We start from the raw sequence: 16,079 nt of genomic DNA, 5'->3' as shown, positions 1-16,079 counted from the left end.
TACATTATTGAATCATTTGTGCTGAATAGCGACATTGATGGTAACCCGGCGACGAACTGTCGCCGGGGAAAGAGGCCGATCAGGCGGCCTGCTGACGGATCGCGTCGATCACCTCAAGCGAGCGTAATGCATCTGCTGCATCAATAATTGGCCTGGCCTCGCCGTTAATCACCTGCAGGAAATGGCGCAGTTGCAGAATAAACGGGTCGATGGCTTCAACGGGTAACGTCTCCTGCAACAGCGGCGCGTGCCAGCCGCTTTGCTCGCCGTAGCGCCACCAGCGCATCTGCGGAATGGCCAGCGCCCCTTTGCTACCGGAGATCAGGTAGCAGTTTTCCGGGGTATGCGCGTAGACCGCGTTCTCCGCTGAGTTCATCTCCCAGCTCCACGGGCTGACGCCGCAGTCGCTCAGTACCGCGCTGCCCAGCGCACCGCAGGCGAAGCGCAGGTTGACCACCGCGCTGTCTTCATTGGCGAAGCCGCGCCCGGCGTTGCTGGTCATCGCCTGCACATCGTCAATTTCGCCCAGCAGATAACGCAGCAGGTCGATGTCGTGTACCAGATTCACCAGCAGCGGCCCGGCCCCCGGTTCGCGCCGCCAGGCGACGTCAAAGTAATCGTCGGGTTTTTGCAGGATCCAGTGCGCCGAGACTGCAACAATCGTTCCCAGTTCACCGCGGTCGATCAGCGATTTTGCCGCTGCGGTCAGCGCATTGTGTCGACGGTGGTGCCCCACCAGTACCGGGACGCCGTGTCGCGTCGCCACCTCCACCAGTTCCTGCGCGCGTTCCGGCGACTCGGCCACCGGTTTTTCCACCAACACCGGAATGCCGCGCTCCACGCAGGCAATGGCATACGGTACGTGCAGAGTATTTGGCGTGGCGTTAATGACCCCCTGCGGCTGGGCCTGATCCAGCATATCGTTGACCTCGGCGTACCACGCCACACCGAGGGATTTCGCCAGCGCTTGCGCCTGTGGTGATGGATCGGCCAGCGCCACCAGTTCGGCCTCTGGCGTTTGCTGAATGACGTCAATGTGTTTGCGCCCGATGGCGCCAGCGCCAATAACGGCAAGACGAATACGGCTCATGATGGGCTCCTGACGGTTGCGGTGAGGGAAGAGGGTTTATCGACCGGTCCAGCCGCCCAGTAGCCTTTGGCGGCCAGGCCGATGACGGTCAGCGCCGCCGGAATGCCGAGGATCAGGAACACCGATTTAAAATCGAGGCCCAGCGCCAGCATTTCCGCGCCAGCGAAGGCGCTGAGGATGGCACCGATACGGCCTACACCGTGCATCCAGCTGGAGCCTGTTGCGCGGGCCTGGGTGGGATAGAAACGCGCGGAAAGGGCGTTCATTCCGGTATTGGCGCCGTTCAGGCATGCGCCGCTGACGAAGGCGAGCAGGCACAGTAGCGGGAAATTCACGCCCGCGTAGCCAATCGCCATGGTAAACAGTCCTCCAACGGCGAAAATTACCCCCAGCGCCCGGTGCGGATCGATCCGGTCCATTAGCCAGCCGGCGAATAGCGAGCCGACGGTGCCGCCCGCCTGGTAGATGGCGGTCATAATCGCCGCCTGGCTGACGGTCAGGCCAATCTCTTTCACCAGCGTCGGTAGCCAGCTACCGAGGATATAGACCAGGAACAGCCCCATAAAATAGACCAGCCACAGCATCAGCGAGCCGAACAGATACTCCCGCGACAGCACGATGCGCATGGCGCTGCTTTTGACGGGCTGCTGCGGCAGAATAAACTGCACGTTTTCACTGACCTGACCGGGGTAAAACCGTTGCAGAATAGCGTGGATCCGCGCGGTGGGAGCCTGCTTGATCACCAGAAAACGCGCCGATTCCGGTAGCTTCCAGATAAGAATGGGGGCGAACAGCAGCGGCAGCACACCGCCCAGCGCCATCAGCGAGTGCCAGCCGAACTGTGGAATCAGCCATGAAGCGGCAAACCCGCCAATAGCGGCGCCGAAGGTGAAACCGCAGAAAATCACGGTGATGATAAACGAACGTTTTCGTTCCGGCGCATACTCTGACACCAGCGTACTCATGTTCGGCATCGCCGCGCCCAGCCCGAGGCCGGTCATAAAGCGGAAGAAGATCATCTGCTCAATGTTCTGGGAAAACGCCGTCGCTACCGTCCAGAAACCGAAGAAAAAGACGCTATTGATGATGATTTTCTTGCGTCCCAGCCAGTCGGCGAGCGGGCCGGAAAATAGCGCCCCAAGCGCCAGGCCGATTAGCGCGGTGCTGATGACAAAGCCCAGTTCGTGGTTACTGACGCCCCACTCCTGCTTAAGCGTTGGCGCGATAAAACCCATGATGGCAATATCGAAACCGTCCAGCGCGATGACGCAAAAACCGAGGAAAATAACCAGCTTCTGATAACGGCTGAGCGGGTTGGAATTGATTAACTCTCTGACATCCAGGCGTTGTGTCTGTGACATAGCGTACCCCCGATTACAGGAAGGATTGTGCAGCGTTAAACAGCAGCTGTGCGCGTTGTTGCGCCGGCAAAGCCCCCTGAGCACCGGCCAGCGGGACTTCCAGCGAAATGGGCAGCGTTGCCGGTAGCGCCGCCAGCAGGCCGTGTAGATCCAGCTCGCCTTCGCCCGGTATCCGGCGCGCGCAGCGGGCCTGGTAAATCAGTTCCTGCGTCTCTGTGGGAATATGCGCTGGGGCGTCACACAGCTGCATGTAGTTCAACTGCTGTGGCGCCAGCGTGGCTAACGTCTCCAGCGATTCCCCCGCGCGCCAGAAGTGGATGGCATCGACCAGAATACCCACGTTGTGCTGGCCGCTGGCGGCAATCAACGCCTGGGCGCTGGCAAGCGTCGGCAGATGAGTCCACGGCATCGGTTCCAGATTCATGGTCAGCCCGTAGGCTGCGCCTGCCTGTGCTAGTTGGGCCAGGTTCTCCGCACAGCGGGCCAGATTGTCGTCATTGCCGGCCACCAGCACCTGCTGAGCTTCCAGCCGGGCGGCGGTTTCCAGGAACGGGCGCAGCGCTTCAAGGCTGAAGTCCGGCGTCAGCCGCACGATCTCCACGTCGGAGACGCGGATGCCGGTATCGCGCAGCGCGGCCAGGGTTTCGCGTACAGTTGGAGTATCGCCGAGCATGTCGTAATCGGGATCGTCAGGGGTCGCAGGCAGCAGACGAATGCCCACGTGGCTAAAGCCGGTGCGTGCCGCGATGCGCACGTGTTCCGGCGGTGGAACGTCCAGCACGGTGAGTGCTGCTAGCGAGAGAGAACGCATATTCATACAGACTCCAGTACAGTTGCAGGTAAGATTTGTTGTTATGTTTGGCGCCGTTCCCTGGCTAAATGCGTAATATTTTTAAGATGTTATATTTTTGGCGAAGTTTTTCCCCACCAGATAACCGAAGGTCATGGCAGGGCCAAGCGTGATGCCGCCGCTAGGGTAGAACCCCTGCATCACGCTCGACATATCGTTACCCACGGCAAACAGGCCGGGGATCGGGCGTTGTTTTACGTCGAGCACCCGCGCTTGCTCATCGGTTTTCAGTCCGCTGAACGAGCCGAGCGAGCCGGGGAGAATACGCACCGCATAGTACGGAGCCTTTTCCAGCGCCCCCAGCGTGGGGCTGGGCTGGTGGCTGGCATCGCCCTGCGCGCGGTTGTAGGCGGAAGCGCCGCGCTGGAAGTCGTCATCGCGCCCCTGACGGGCAAAGTCGTTGAAGCGCGAGACGGTAGCGCTGAGTGCCGGGCCGTCGATGCTGCATTTTTGCGCCAGCTCTGCCAGCGTGCTGGCACTTTGCAGGTAACCGGTACGCAGCCAGGCTTTTACCGGGAACGGCGTGGGCCGCGCGTGACCGAGGCCGTAACGGTGCAGCGCCTGGCTGTCGGCAATCAGCCACGCCGCCGGTTTTTCGCCCTCCGGCGTGGCGTCGATCAGCGCGGCGATAAAGTCATGGTAGGAGTCCGCTTCATTAACGAAGCGTTTGCCGTTGTCCCGCACCGCAATAAACCCCGGCTTAGCGCGCTCAACGAGGTGCGGAAAGGCCAGCTGTATGCCGCTGGCCAGCGACACGCGCGACACCGGCGCCCACGCCATCGGGTGTTTGAGTGAGCGATCAAACTGCCCGCCGGCCGTTTCGCCAAGGCGAATGCCATCGCCCTGATTCCCCGGCGGTGCGGCGGAAAAATGACCGTAGCCCTGTGCTGCGTGGGGTACCTGTTCTGCCAGTCGCTGCTTGTCGTGCGGGAAACCTCCGCAGGCCAGCACAACCGCACGGGCGTTGATCTGAATTTCGCCATCATCGCTACTCAGTATGGCTCCGGTCACGCCGCTGGCGTTTTGTAACAGCCGCGTCACCGGGGCGTTGAGCTGAAAACTGACCTTGGCGTCCAGCGCTGAACGTAGCAGGCGAGCCACCAGCGCGTTACCGTTGACCAGATGGCGGCCGCGCCCGTGGCGCAGTCGCTGCCAGCCATGACGCGCGAGCCGTCGTGCGGCATACAGTGCGGATCGCGGCGAGCGAGTGGCGTTAAAAAAGTGCGCCATATCCTCGCCGCCAGCGATGCCCATTCCCGCCAGACTGATGGTTTCAAGCGGTGGACGCAGGCGATGCAGCCAGTCGCCCAGCTCGCGAGCGTCATAGGGTTGAGCGGTAACCGAACGACCGCCGTTAACGAAGCCCTGGCTGTTGTGAAAGTCCGGCATTTTACTGCCAGACACAAATTGCACGGCGGTACGGCGACGGAAAAAATCCACCATCTCCGGCCCGTAACGTAAAAAAGTCCGCAGGCGCGCATCGGCCGGACGTCCATCCATTTCGGCCTGAAGATAGGCCAGCGGTGCGGCGTCATCCTCGATAATACCCTCCTCGCGGGCGAGTGGATTCTGTGGTATCCACAGCCAGCCTCCGGACCAGGCGCTGGTGCCGCCAATCGTCGACTCTTTTTCAGCGACCAGCACTCGCGCGCCGTGCAGCGCCGCGGTCACTGCGGCTGACAGCCCCGCCGCACCGGAGCCGATGACCAGCATATCCACCTCAACGAGCCTGCTCATGTATGCCTCCTTATTGCAGCGGGGAGAAATCGGTCGGGCGCATCAGGACCGACTCCAGACGTTCAACCGCTGCCAGCTCGCGGTTTTTACGCGAGAAGGTCAGCCAACGCTCATCCTGTGCCATACGCGCGCGCCGCACCAGGCGATCGTCCAGGCTTTCGTAAGCCCAGATGTGAACCACCTGATTGACTACGCCAATCTCGGTAAAGAAGAAGCCTATTAGCTTACCGAGATGCTCAGTCTGGACCGCAAAGGCGTCGCTTTTGTACAGCGCGAGCCAGTCAGCCATCTTCAGCGGATTGATGGTGTAGGTGCGTTTTTCGTAGATCATGATGCTTCTCCTGAAGTGAGTGGGGATGTGTTGGTCATATGCACTGCGGCGAGATAGCCGAAGGTGAGCGCCGGGCCGAGGGTGATCCCAGGGCCGGGGTAGGTGCCCGCCATCAGCGAGTCCATGTCGTTGCCGACGGCGTATAGCCCACCGATGGGCTGGCCCTGCTGGTTAATCACCTGCGCGTCGGCGGTGGTGACCAGCCCGCGCGAGGTGCCCAGATCGCCGGTAAACAGTTTGATGGCGTAAAACGGCGCGCTTAACAGCGGCGCGTTACAGGCGTTCGGGCGGTGTGCCGCATCGCCCATCGCGCGGTTGTAGCTGTTGCCGCCTTTATTGAATTCGCTGTCGTGGCCAGTTTGTGCGTCCTGGTTATAATCGGCGACGGTCTGCTCAAGCTGCTGCGGGTCGATACCCAACTGCTGCGCCAGCTCGCCCAGGCTCTGCGCCTGATGCAGATACCCGGCGTTGACCAGCGCATCGTTATTGACCGGCGCTGGACGCGCCAGCCCCAGGCCATAGCGCTTCATCGCATTCGCGTCGCAAAGCAGATAGCAGGGAGCGTTCTCCGGCTGTTGCTGCATGGCGCTGGCGAAGTGGTGGTAGGAGTTGGACTCATTGACGAAGCGTAGGCCGTGCTGGTTGACGGCAATCATCCCCGGCTTGGCGCGGTCGGTGACCAGGTGCGGAAACCGCTCTTCGCTGCCGTCCGGACGGCGCAGCACGGAGACCGGCGCCCAGAAGAAGTTAGATGGCAGATCGGCCCCCTGACGGGCATCAACGCCTAGCCCCAGCTGAAATGCGGCGCCATCATTGGTCGCGGGCGACATGGTGTAGTGCTGCTGAGTTGCGGGGCGGAACTGCGGCGCAATACGCCCGGCGGCGAATCCTCCGGCGGCCAGCACCACGCCGCGACGCGCGTGCAGTGCGACCGATTTGCCGTCGCGCTCAATTTCGACGCCGGTGACGCGACCATTCTGCTCCGTCAACGATTTCACCGTCACGTTAAGCTCCAGCTCCAGCCCTTTGCGCAGCGCCAGCGTGGCCATGCGGGCGATCAGCGCGTTGCCCATTGCCAGACGGGTGCCACGATGGTGACGCAGTCGGTCGCGTCCGTAGCGCAGCAGCAGCTTTGCGCAGTGGCGGAATGAGCGCCATGAGCGTCGCATATCGAGGAAATGCTGAATATCGACGCGGTTAACCATCATGCCGCCAAACAGCAGCATCCCCGGCGGCGGTGAGCGTAGCGTTTTAAAGTGTTCGCCCAGCTCGCGCCCGTCGTACTCCACCACTTCCAGCGCGCGGCCCACGTCGACTGCGCCGGGCTCATCCGGGTAATAGTCCGGCGACAGGGGGCGCAGGCTATATTTCACCGCGCCTTGCTGCTCGAGAAAGGCCAGCGCGTCACGCCCGGCGTGAACAAACGCATCCACCATCTCCGGGCGATAATGGGTGTCGCCAATAATGGTGCGCAGGTAGGTTTTTATCTCCTCAGGGGAGCCGCTTTTGCCGAGGTGGCGCGCCTGGTCGGTATCGTTGATCCACACCGCGCCGCCGGAGATCGCCGACGTGCCGCCAAAGTGCGGCGCTTTTTCCAGCATCAGCACGGAGAGCCCTTTGCAGCAGGCCGTCACGGCGGCGGCAAACCCCGCCGCACCGCTGCCGATAACGATCACGTCCCAGCTTTTCATGCGGCGACCTCATGTGGTGAGGGTATCGCACCGATGAACTGCCCCATCAGCTCCATCTGCGCTAGCGCCATTTCCGGCCCGGTTTGCGTGCGGCAGCCACGCTCGCTGGCGAAGGCCAGCAGCGGGGTGACAACCGGTGCGGTGACGACATCGGCAACGTGCGTGGCGGCGGTTAACGTTTCAAGCAGCGCTGGGCTTAGCGGAAGCGGATCGAAGCCCGCCATACCCGCAGGAGAACCGTTGACCAGCAGATCGATTTCCGCCAGCGATTCGGGCAGGGCGGTGAGGTGGACGCTCGGGAAATGGGTGGCGAGACGATTCTCCAGACGCTGGCGGCTGGCGTCGTCGCGATCGTGCAGGGCCAGACTGTGGATGCCCGCTTCGCACAGACTCCAGGCGATGGCGCTACCGACGCCGCCGCAGCCGGTGAGCAGGGCGCGCTTGCCGACGGTGGCAAAACCGTGCGCGTCGGCGGCGCGCAGGAAGCCGACGCCGTCAAGCATATCGCCCTCTAAGCGGCCGTCCGCCAGCTTGCGAACTACGTTGACCGCATTCAGATGACGGGCGCGCGATGTCAGGCTATCCAGCAGCCCGGCAACGCGCTGTTTATGGGGAACGGTAACCAAAATACCGCTCATATTCTGCCAGCCGCGCAGGGCGTTCAGATAGTCGGCAACGGCTTCCGGCGCGATATCGACCGGGATCATTACCTTATCCATGCTCTGGCTGGCAAAGTAGTGGTTAAAGTTTTCCGGTGATTTCACCTGGGTAATGGGATGCCCGATAACGGCGACGACCTGAGTAAATCCGCTGACCATTGCTCACCTCGCTTGTTAATAAACTGTTGCGTAAGTATTTCAATGGAAGCGGTGAGCGACAACGCAGAATTCGGACGGGTTGGTTGTTAATCGCACCGACAGTGCGATAATCGCAGTATTCGACTCCCTCTGTTGCAAAAGTGTGAACAACTATGCAAAACGAGATTCATCAACGCGATCTGATTGTGGGGCTGCAAAAGGGGCTGGCGCTGATCCAGCTTTTTTCAAAGGCGAACCCGCGTCTGACGGTGCCGCAGGCGGCGAAAATGAGCGGGTTGACGCAGAGCGCGGCTCGCCGATTTTTCCTGACGCTGGTACACGACGGCTATCTGGATACCGATGGGCGCTATTACTGGCTGATGGCGAAAACGCTGCGTTTGGGGCAGGCCTACGTTGATTCCGCGCAGTTCCCGCGTATGGTACGGCCGATTGTTGAATATGTTGCTAGTCGTACAGAGGAACACGCGTCGGTGGGGGTGATCGATGACAACGAGCTGGTCTATATTGCCCGCAGCAAACATACGCCGTTTAACTCAACTTCTGTACGGCTCGGTGAACGAGTGCCGATTCACTGCACCGCGGGCGGTCGCTTGTGGTTAGCCTCGTTGCCGGAAGCTGAATGCGAGGCTGTGTTGCAGCGAGTAGCCCGCGAGCAGCGAACGCCTTACACGGTGACGGATGTACCGATATTGATGGAGCGTATCGCGCAGGTTCGTCGTCAGGGATACGCCTCTATTGAGCAGGAGTTTGAGATAGGTATGCTGGTGATCGCCGTTCCACTTGCTGATAGGGAAGGGCTGTACTGGGGAGCGTTGAGTCTGACCAGCCACCAGTCGCGCACGTCGCTGGAGGCGCTGTGCCGGGATCATCTCGATCTGCTGTATAGCGCGCAGGCGATGCTGGTGGGCTAGCCAGGTGAAAAAAATTGGGTGCGTTGAGAATACCTGGTAGCATCAGGAGTGGCGGGGATGACTCCCCGCCGGGTCTCTTACTTAACAGATTCGTAGTCTGTGAAGACGGCGACCTCCGTATGCCCGCTGCGGATACGGACCGCGCAAAGATCTTTGCGCGTGACCAGTACCGACATCACGACGGTAATACAGAGGACAATCAGGGCAACAATCACTACCTTGTTCCGTTTCATAGGCTACTTCTCCTTGACCCTAAGGTCGGTAAGAGGCTAACCTAATACTGGTCGGTATTTAGGGGCCTCAGATTAATGTTAAGCGTCTTGCCGGACGCAGAATGTTATCTGGGGCTTTTGTCTATCTGCCTTTCACATCATGCTCAAGACAAACAGTCTCAAGCACCCGTTGCGATTCTATACCTCTTCCCCTCGAATGAGCTGCCTGAACGCTGGCCTCGCCGCTATTTAGGAAAACATCAATATCGGGTGCTGGCGCTTTTCTTCAGGCAATAAAAAATCCCGCCGAAGCGAGGTTTTTATCAAACGGTGTCTCTTTACCAGACGTAAGTCAGCAGGTTCTGAGAATTCGGCACCATAAAGTCGACCGACATCATCACGCTGAGCGCGGTAATGGCGATGATAGAGAAGCCGAACAGCTTGCGCGCCCAGACTTTATCATCTTCCACGTTGTAACCGCGCAGCGCCATGCCGAGCCACCATACGCTCACCGCAGCGGCAACAATCAGGTATTTATAACCCGCGTAGCCGCCAAGCGTTAGCATCAGCGTGGCGATAGCAAAAGCGACGATGTACAGCGTAATGTGATTTTTTGCCACCGAAATGCCCTTCACCACCGGCAGTACCGGGATGTTCGCTGCCTGATAATCCTTAAAACGGAAAATCGCGATAGCGTAGGAGTGGGGCATCTGCCACAGGCTGAAGATCGCCAGCAGAATCAGCGCGCCGCTGTCAAAGGTGCCGGATACTGCGCAGTAGCCAATCACCGGCGGCGCAGCGCCGGAGAGAGAACCAATCAGCGTGCCGTAAACGGAGTGGCGCTTCATGTACAGGCTGTAAACGCCGACATAAACCACGAACCCCATTACCCCCAGCCAGCAGGCGAGGGGATTGGCGCCGAACCACAGCAGCATGAAGCCAGCGAGACCCAGCAAAGTGGCGTAGACCAGCGACGTTTTTGGCGCAATCAGTCCCTTAACCAGCACTCGGTTCTTCGTTCGCTCCATCTTACGGTCGATGTCACGATCGATGTAGTTGTTGAAAACACAACCCGAGGCGACCACCAGAGACACACCGAGAAGCGTCCAGACGAACAGCGGATAGTCGATGTGACCTTTGGAGGCCAGCAGGAAACCGCCGATCACGGAGATCAGGTTGCCAAAAATGATGCCAGGCTTCGTTACTTGCAGGTATCGCTTAAACATACTCGCCGCTCTTAGTGAACCATCATGTTGTAGTTCAGGTTCCACATAATCCAGATGGACCCTACCACCACGATGGCAATGATTATCACGGTAAAGACAAACGCGGTCAGGTTCCAGCCTTCGTCAGACTTGCTGTTCATGTGCAGGAAGTACACCAGGTGTACGACAATCTGCACCACAGCGGTCACCAGAATGGTGCCCAGAATCGCCGCATGCGACGCGCTGCCGGTCATCACCATCCAGAACGGGATCACCGTCAGGATGATAGACAGGATAAAACCTGTCATGTACGACTTCACGCTGCCGTGGGATGCGCCGCTGTGATCGTTAGAATGACTCATTACATCGCCCCCATCAGATAAACAACCGAGAACACACAGATCCACACCACGTCCAGGAAGTGCCAGAACAGGCTCAGGCACAGGATACGGGTACGGTTAGTGCTGGTCAGACCGCGGCGGGAAACCTGCACCATCAGCACCGCCATCCAGATAAGACCGGAGGTGACGTGCAGGCCGTGCGTGCCAACCAGCGCGAAGAACGCTGACAGGAAGCCGCTGCGATCCGGGCCCATACCTTCAACAATCAGGTGATGGAATTCATAGATTTCCATCGCGATGAACCCGGCACCAAACAGGAAGGTGAGGGCGAGCCAGGAAACGACCTGGCTCTTGTTGTTTTTGTACATGGCGATAGCCGCCATGCCGTAGGTGATGGAGCTGAATAACAGCAGTGCAGTTTCAACCAGAACGAACGGCAGCTCGAAGATATCTTTGCCGGTCGGGCCGCCCGCCGTGCCGTTTACCAGCACAGCGTAGGTAGCGAACAACGTAGCGAAGATAATGCAGTCGCTCATCAGGTAGATCCAGAAGCCGAAGATCTTCATCGGCCCTGTATCGTGATGCCCATGTTCATGCGCGTGGGCGTTATGCGCCAGAGTATCAGTTGCCATTTTTCAGCCCTGCCTTAGAAATCTCATCGAAATGCTGATTTTCCAGTTTTTCGACTTCTGCAACCGGCACGTAGTAATCCACGTCCTCGTCAAAGCTTTTGATGATCCAGGTGATCACGATGCCTGCGAAGCTGGCAATCGCCAACCACCAGATATGCCAGATCATGGCGAAACCAAAGACGGTAGCGAAGGCGGCAATCACGATACCCGCACCGCTGTTTTTCGGCATATGAATTTCTTCATACTGCGTCGGCTGTTTGTACGCTTCGCCTTTCTCTTTCATTTCCCAGAATGCGTCACGCTCATGAATGTGCGGCACAATGGCAAAGTTGTAGAACGGAGGCGGGGAAGAGGTTGCCCACTCCAGCGTACGGCCGCCCCATGGGTCACCGGTCAGGTCACGGTTCTGCTCGCGGTCGCGAATAGAGACGTAGAACTGAATCAGCTGGCACAGGATACCGCAGGCGATCAGCGCAGCACCGCACGCTGCGATAACCAGCATCGGGTGGAACTGCGGGTCAATCTGCTGGCTCAGGCGACGGGTCATGCCCATGAAGCCCAGCACGTACAGCGGCATAAACGCCACGAAGAAGCCGATGATCCAGAACCAGAAGGCGCGTTTGCCCCAGGTTTCGTTCAGCGTGAAGCCAAAGGCTTTCGGCCACCAGTAGGTCAGGCCGGCGAAGCAACCGAAGACCACACCGCCGATGATGACGTTATGGAAGTGCGCAATCAGGAACAGGCTGTTGTGCAGCACGAAGTCCGCGCCCGGCACCGCCAGCAGAACGCCGGTCATACCGCCGACCGAGAAGGTCACGATAAAGCCGATGGTCCACAGCATCGCAGAGTTGAAGACGATGCGGCCCTGATACATGGTGAACAGCCAGTTGAAGATCTTCACCCCGGTCGGGATGGCGATAATCATCGTGGTAATACCGAAGAAGGCGTTAACGTTCGCACCGGCACCCATGGTGAAGAAGTGGTGCAGCCAAACGATGAACGACAGGATGGTAATACACACGGTCGCCCACACCAGCGAGGTGTAGCCAAACAGGCGTTTACGCGAGAAGGTTGCGGCAACTTCAGAGAATACACCGAAGACCGGCAGAACCAGGATATACACTTCCGGATGGCCCCAGGCCCAAATCAGGTTGATGTACATCATCATGTTGCCGCCCATATCGTTGGTAAAGAAATGGGTGCCCAGATAGCGATCCAGGGTCAGCAGCGCGATGGTAACCGTCAGAATTGGGAAGGAGGCGATAATCAGGATGTTGGCGCACAGAGATGCCCAGGTAAATACCGGCATCTTGAACATCGTCATTCCTGGCGCACGCATCTTGATGATGGTCACAAAGAAGTTAATACCGGTTAACGTAGTACCAATACCGGAGAGCTGCAGCGCCCAAATCCAGTAATCGACCCCTACGCCCGGACTGTACTCAATTCCCGAGAGCGGCGGATAGGCCAGCCAACCGGTCTGAGCAAATTCACCTACGCCCAGAGACAGGTTAACCAGAATAACGCCGACAACGGTGAACCAGAAGCTCAGGTTGTTCAGGAACGGGAACGCCACGTCGCGCGCGCCGATCTGCAGTGGAACCACGAGGTTCATCAGACCGATAACGAACGGCATCGCCACGAAGAAGATCATGATAACGCCGTGGGCGGTAAAGATCTGATCGTAGTGATGAGGTGGCAGGAAGCCAGCTTCGCCGGCGGAGGCCAGCACCTGTTGGCTACGCATCATGACGGCATCGGCAAAGCCACGCAGCAGCATGACGATAGCGACGATGACATACATGATGCCCAGTTTTTTGTGGTCAACCGAAGTCAGCCACTCATTCCATAGGTAGGACCACTTACCGAAGTAAGTGATCAAGGCGAGTAACGCCAGACCACCGATGATAATGGCAGCGACCGTAACCATGACAATAGGTTCATGGAACGGCACTGCATCCAGTGTCAATTTTCCGAACATCGTTTTCTTCCTCGGCCCCTTAGTGAGCGGATTCCGCGTGGTTCATGTCCATGCCTTCCATACCTTCGTGCGCTGCGTGTTCGCCTTCCGGTTTGGACATGTTCATGCTTTTGCCGTGATCCATAAATTTGCTGGTCACTGCTTTAAACAAATCTGGTTTCACGCTGGAGAAGTACTCCACCTTGTTGTATTCGCTCGGTGCAGCCACTTTCTCGAATGCCGCCATGTCGTCCATGGTGTTCGGAGATTGTTTCGCTTTAGCGACCCACTGATCGAATGTGGCACGATCCGGCGTCGCAATGGCTTTGAACTTCATACCAGAGAAGCCCGGGCCGCTGTAACTGGCGGAGATACCGTCATAGGTACCCGCTTCGTTAGCGATAAGATGCAGGTTGGTCTGCATACCGGCCATGGCGTAAATCTGGCTGCCCAGACGCGGGATAAAGAAGGAGTTCATCACGGAGTTGGAGGTCACTTTGAACTGCACCGGAACGTTCGCCGGGAAGGCGATTTCGTTGACGGTAGCAATGCCCTGCTCCGGGTAAATGAAGAACCATTTCCAGTCCATGGAAACCACTTCAATCGTGATCGGTTTCTCGTCATGTACCAGCGGTTTGCTTGGTTCTAAGGAGTGAGTGGTTTTCCAGGTCAGTACGGCGAGGAAGATGATGATAAGAATAGGCACGGTCCAGACCACAGCTTCCACTTTGTTGGAGTGTGACCAGTTCGGGCTATACTTCGCATCTTTATTGCTCGCACGGTATTTCCAGGCGAAACCAACGGCCATTAAGACGGCCGGAATGACGACGATCATCATCAGGCCGAAAGCCGTCAGAATCAGCGAACGCTGCTCCAGTCCAATCTGTCCTTTGGGGTCAAGTAGTGCAGAATCGCAGCCGCTGAGTAATACCGTGCTGGCGATTAATGACAACCATCCCAAGTTTTTATTGTATTTCCTGAGTCTCATGTAACGACCTCAATTCCACGGGGTGTTGGTGGCGTTTAAAGTGTGGGGTCATTTTACGGGAAGGTTACATTACTGTAAACATCATTGGTGCTCTGTCAGTTATGTGTTACTGGGTTCTGCCGTGCCTGTCACAGATGTTGCTAAATATGTCTATTTTCCGAGCGGGAAGCCCATCAGACGGGCGTTATAACGAAAGAGGGTATGGGGAAGGGGTTGGGATGGCAATTGGTATAACCATTGCTAAAAATATACAAATAATTAACAATTAATCATCAAATAAAAGACAATTAAAAAACGAAAATTTAATTGGTCTGGTGCTGAATCGGTTAATGAAATAAAGCATACCTTAAACGTTCCAGTAATTTCCAGAATTCTAAAGCGCACAAAAGCGCAAATAAAAAAAGATATATACGATGCGTGAGTTATTATTACGCATCGTGATTACATCGGATATGCCGCATTTTTTACTGAGTGAGTGAAACGGGCGTTTTCCTCAGTGCCAGATAGTCCAGCAGGCAACCAAAGACGATACCGATAAATGCAATGAGCACCCCGGCTTCGAGCAACGTGCCGGACCATGCTACGGCAAAGAGATGAAGCGCATCGCTAATCAGCAGCAGCAGCCAGATGCCTAGCAGGGCGACCCCAGCCAGGAGCAGACGCAGCGCCAGACGATAGCCGCCGCTGTAGGATACGCGCGGCATAAATTGCTCAGTCTGCTGGGTGTACTCCAGCGTCCGGCGGCAGATTAACAGCAGCAATATGCCCGGCACCGCGGCGATGACGGAGAAAAGATAGAACGTTGGCCAGCCGTGGGCTTCGACAAACCAGCCGGCAATCGGGCCTACATAGACCCGTCCAACGGCCGACAGCGCCGACAGCAGGGCAAACTGGGTGGCGGAAAAGGATTTGTTGCACAGCGTCATCAGCAGCGCGACGAACGCCGCCGTTCCCATACCGCCGCACAGGTTTTCAAAGAATACCGCCGCCGCCATGGAGTAGAGGTGCTTGTCGGTAACCGACAGCATCCAGTAGCCCGCGTTGGAAACCCCCTGCAGAATGCCAAAAATCAGCAGCGCGCGAAACAGCGTCAGGCGCTGCATCAGTACGCCGCCGTACAGCGCGCCGATGATGGTCGCAAACAGACCGAGAGTCTTATTGACCATCCCGACCTGCCCGGCATCAAATCCGACGCCGCGAATCAGGAAGGTGGTGGTCAGGCTCATGGCGAAGGCATCGCCGAGTTTGTACATGACGATAAGCAGCAGAATCAGCCACGCGTTGTTACGGCCAAAGAAATCTTTCAGCGGCGCCACGACCGCCTGTTCAAGGCTTTTCGGCACCGGGATAACATCGCTGGGTTCCGGCGCCAGCAGGGTGGCGATAATGCAGGGAACGAGCAGCGCTGCCATCAGCCAGTACATACCCTGCCAGCCCAGCCATTTATCGGCAAGCCACAGCGCTAAACCGCCGGAAACCAGCATCCCCAGGCGATACCCCAGCACGCTGATGGCTGCTCCGGCACCGCGCTCTTCGGCAGGCAGTACGTCGGTTTTCCAGGCGTCGAAGACGATATCCTGCGACGCGGAACAGAAGGCGATAATGACCGCCAGCGCCGCCATCCAGCGCAGCTGCGAGGCGGGCTCAAGGAAGCCCATTGCCGCAATGGCAATCAGCAGTAGGCATTGGGTGGTCAACAGCCAGCCGCGACGGCGGCCGAGGAACGGCGGCGTGTAGCGGTCCATCACCGGCGACCACAGAAACTTAAAGACGTAGGCCTGGCCGACCAGCGAGAAGAAGCCGATGGTTTTCAGATCGATATTCTCGACCGTCATCCACGCCTGAAGCGTCCCTGAGGTCAGGGCAAGCGGTAAGCCGGAGGCAAAGCCAAGAATCAGCAGAATGGCTGATTTGGGTTGCTGAAAAATGCGTAGATAGTGACCAGACATAGG

The 16,079-nt window shown here is 58.0% G+C and carries 15 protein-coding genes; 1 reads left to right on the top strand and 14 read right to left on the bottom strand.

All coding sequences use genetic code 11. The annotated features are described in order from the left end of the window. Positions 1–79 precede the first annotated feature (79 nt). The 7 genes from V6942_RS04690 to V6942_RS04660 all read right to left on the bottom strand — a co-directional run bounded on the left by V6942_RS04690 (position 80) and on the right by V6942_RS04660 (position 7,878). Positions 80–1,090, bottom strand: coding sequence for a Gfo/Idh/MocA family oxidoreductase (locus V6942_RS04690; protein WP_333500858.1), 1,011 nt, complete (start codon positions 1,088–1,090; stop codon positions 80–82). Beyond that, a complete protein-coding gene (locus tag V6942_RS04685) occupies positions 1,087–2,451 on the bottom strand; it encodes an MFS transporter (protein WP_182928325.1) in 1,365 nt (454 codons plus the stop codon). Before V6942_RS04685 ends, V6942_RS04690 begins: the two co-directional genes overlap by 4 nt. Positions 2,452–2,464: 13 nt before the next feature. Beyond that, positions 2,465–3,268 carry a sugar phosphate isomerase/epimerase gene (locus tag V6942_RS04680; RefSeq protein ID WP_333500857.1) on the bottom strand — a complete coding sequence of 268 codons (804 nt, stop codon included), beginning with the start codon at positions 3,266–3,268 and terminating at the stop codon, positions 2,465–2,467. A 75-nt stretch (positions 3,269–3,343) separates the two neighbouring features. Beyond that, positions 3,344–5,038 carry an FAD-dependent oxidoreductase gene (locus V6942_RS04675; protein WP_333500856.1) on the bottom strand — a complete coding sequence of 565 codons (1,695 nt, stop codon included), beginning with the start codon at positions 5,036–5,038 and terminating at the stop codon, positions 3,344–3,346. A gap of 10 nt (positions 5,039–5,048) precedes the next feature. Then, on the bottom strand, positions 5,049–5,369 hold the full coding sequence (locus V6942_RS04670) for an NIPSNAP family protein (protein ID WP_106928004.1): 321 nt from the start codon (positions 5,367–5,369) through the stop codon (positions 5,049–5,051). Further along, positions 5,366–7,060: an FAD-dependent oxidoreductase gene (locus V6942_RS04665; protein WP_106928002.1), complete on the bottom strand. Its 1,695-nt coding sequence runs from the start codon at positions 7,058–7,060 to the stop codon at positions 5,366–5,368. The genes V6942_RS04670 and V6942_RS04665 overlap by 4 nt, the downstream gene beginning before the upstream one ends. Next, a complete protein-coding gene (locus V6942_RS04660) occupies positions 7,057–7,878 on the bottom strand; it encodes a shikimate dehydrogenase family protein (protein WP_182965990.1) in 822 nt (273 codons plus the stop codon). Before V6942_RS04660 ends, V6942_RS04665 begins: the two co-directional genes overlap by 4 nt. A 152-nt stretch (positions 7,879–8,030) precedes the next feature. Between V6942_RS04660 and V6942_RS04655 the strand changes: the two genes are divergently transcribed. Further along, entirely contained in the window at positions 8,031–8,789 is a 759-nt protein-coding gene (locus tag V6942_RS04655; RefSeq protein WP_106927998.1) for an IclR family transcriptional regulator domain-containing protein, read from the top strand. Between the two features lie 77 nt (positions 8,790–8,866). On the opposite strand, the gene V6942_RS04650 is transcribed toward V6942_RS04655, so the two are convergent. The 7 genes from V6942_RS04650 to ampG form a co-directional block, all read right to left on the bottom strand. Further along, positions 8,867–9,022: a Hok/Gef family protein gene (locus tag V6942_RS04650; RefSeq protein ID WP_182929387.1), complete on the bottom strand. Its 156-nt coding sequence runs from the start codon at positions 9,020–9,022 to the stop codon at positions 8,867–8,869. A 317-nt stretch (positions 9,023–9,339) separates the two neighbouring features. Next, positions 9,340–10,227, bottom strand: coding sequence for a heme o synthase (gene cyoE / locus V6942_RS04645; protein WP_106927994.1), 888 nt, complete (start codon positions 10,225–10,227; stop codon positions 9,340–9,342). 11 nt (positions 10,228–10,238) lie between these two features. Further along, positions 10,239–10,568 carry a cytochrome o ubiquinol oxidase subunit IV gene (locus V6942_RS04640; RefSeq protein WP_106927992.1) on the bottom strand — a complete coding sequence of 110 codons (330 nt, stop codon included), beginning with the start codon at positions 10,566–10,568 and terminating at the stop codon, positions 10,239–10,241. Next, positions 10,568–11,179: a cytochrome o ubiquinol oxidase subunit III gene (locus V6942_RS04635; protein WP_106927990.1), complete on the bottom strand. Its 612-nt coding sequence runs from the start codon at positions 11,177–11,179 to the stop codon at positions 10,568–10,570. The genes V6942_RS04640 and V6942_RS04635 overlap by 1 nt, the downstream gene beginning before the upstream one ends. After that, positions 11,169–13,160, bottom strand: a complete 1,992-nt coding sequence (gene cyoB / locus V6942_RS04630; protein WP_106927988.1) for a cytochrome o ubiquinol oxidase subunit I — start codon at positions 13,158–13,160, stop codon at positions 11,169–11,171. Before cyoB ends, V6942_RS04635 begins: the two co-directional genes overlap by 11 nt. Positions 13,161–13,179: 19 nt before the next feature. Then, positions 13,180–14,127, bottom strand: a complete 948-nt coding sequence (cyoA, locus tag V6942_RS04625) for a cytochrome o ubiquinol oxidase subunit II (RefSeq protein ID WP_106927986.1) — start codon at positions 14,125–14,127, stop codon at positions 13,180–13,182. A gap of 464 nt (positions 14,128–14,591) precedes the next feature. Beyond that, positions 14,592–16,076 (bottom strand): muropeptide MFS transporter AmpG, encoded by a 1,485-nt coding sequence (ampG, locus tag V6942_RS04620; RefSeq protein WP_182929386.1) that lies wholly within the window; start codon positions 16,074–16,076, stop codon positions 14,592–14,594. Positions 16,077–16,079 lie beyond the last annotated feature (3 nt).

This window comes from Kluyvera genomosp. 2 (genome assembly GCF_036759865.1).
In the GTDB taxonomy this organism is placed as follows: domain Bacteria; phylum Pseudomonadota; class Gammaproteobacteria; order Enterobacterales; family Enterobacteriaceae; genus Kluyvera; species Kluyvera ascorbata_B.
The sequence above is the reverse complement of the archived record's forward strand: the minus strand, read 5'-3'. Positions and strand labels throughout refer to the sequence as shown.

Coding starts and splice junctions, on each gene's coding strand:
- V6942_RS04650 (WP_182929387.1), bottom strand. CDS start 9,022: ATGAAACGGAACAAGGTAGTGATTGTTGCCCTGATTGTCCTCTGTATT.
- cyoA (WP_106927986.1), bottom strand. CDS start 14,127: ATGAGACTCAGGAAATACAATAAAAACTTGGGATGGTTGTCATTAATC.
- V6942_RS04655 (WP_106927998.1), top strand. CDS start 8,031: ATGCAAAACGAGATTCATCAACGCGATCTGATTGTGGGGCTGCAAAAG.
- V6942_RS04665 (WP_106928002.1), bottom strand. CDS start 7,060: ATGAAAAGCTGGGACGTGATCGTTATCGGCAGCGGTGCGGCGGGGTTT.
- V6942_RS04680 (WP_333500857.1), bottom strand. CDS start 3,268: ATGAATATGCGTTCTCTCTCGCTAGCAGCACTCACCGTGCTGGACGTT.
- V6942_RS04635 (WP_106927990.1), bottom strand. CDS start 11,179: ATGGCAACTGATACTCTGGCGCATAACGCCCACGCGCATGAACATGGG.
- V6942_RS04640 (WP_106927992.1), bottom strand. CDS start 10,568: ATGAGTCATTCTAACGATCACAGCGGCGCATCCCACGGCAGCGTGAAG.
- V6942_RS04670 (WP_106928004.1), bottom strand. CDS start 5,369: ATGATCTACGAAAAACGCACCTACACCATCAATCCGCTGAAGATGGCT.
- V6942_RS04660 (WP_182965990.1), bottom strand. CDS start 7,878: ATGGTCAGCGGATTTACTCAGGTCGTCGCCGTTATCGGGCATCCCATT.
- ampG (WP_182929386.1), bottom strand. CDS start 16,076: ATGTCTGGTCACTATCTACGCATTTTTCAGCAACCCAAATCAGCCATT.
- cyoB (WP_106927988.1), bottom strand. CDS start 13,160: ATGTTCGGAAAATTGACACTGGATGCAGTGCCGTTCCATGAACCTATT.
- V6942_RS04675 (WP_333500856.1), bottom strand. CDS start 5,038: ATGAGCAGGCTCGTTGAGGTGGATATGCTGGTCATCGGCTCCGGTGCG.
- cyoE (WP_106927994.1), bottom strand. CDS start 10,227: ATGTTTAAGCGATACCTGCAAGTAACGAAGCCTGGCATCATTTTTGGC.
- V6942_RS04690 (WP_333500858.1), bottom strand. CDS start 1,090: ATGAGCCGTATTCGTCTTGCCGTTATTGGCGCTGGCGCCATCGGGCGC.
- V6942_RS04685 (WP_182928325.1), bottom strand. CDS start 2,451: ATGTCACAGACACAACGCCTGGATGTCAGAGAGTTAATCAATTCCAAC.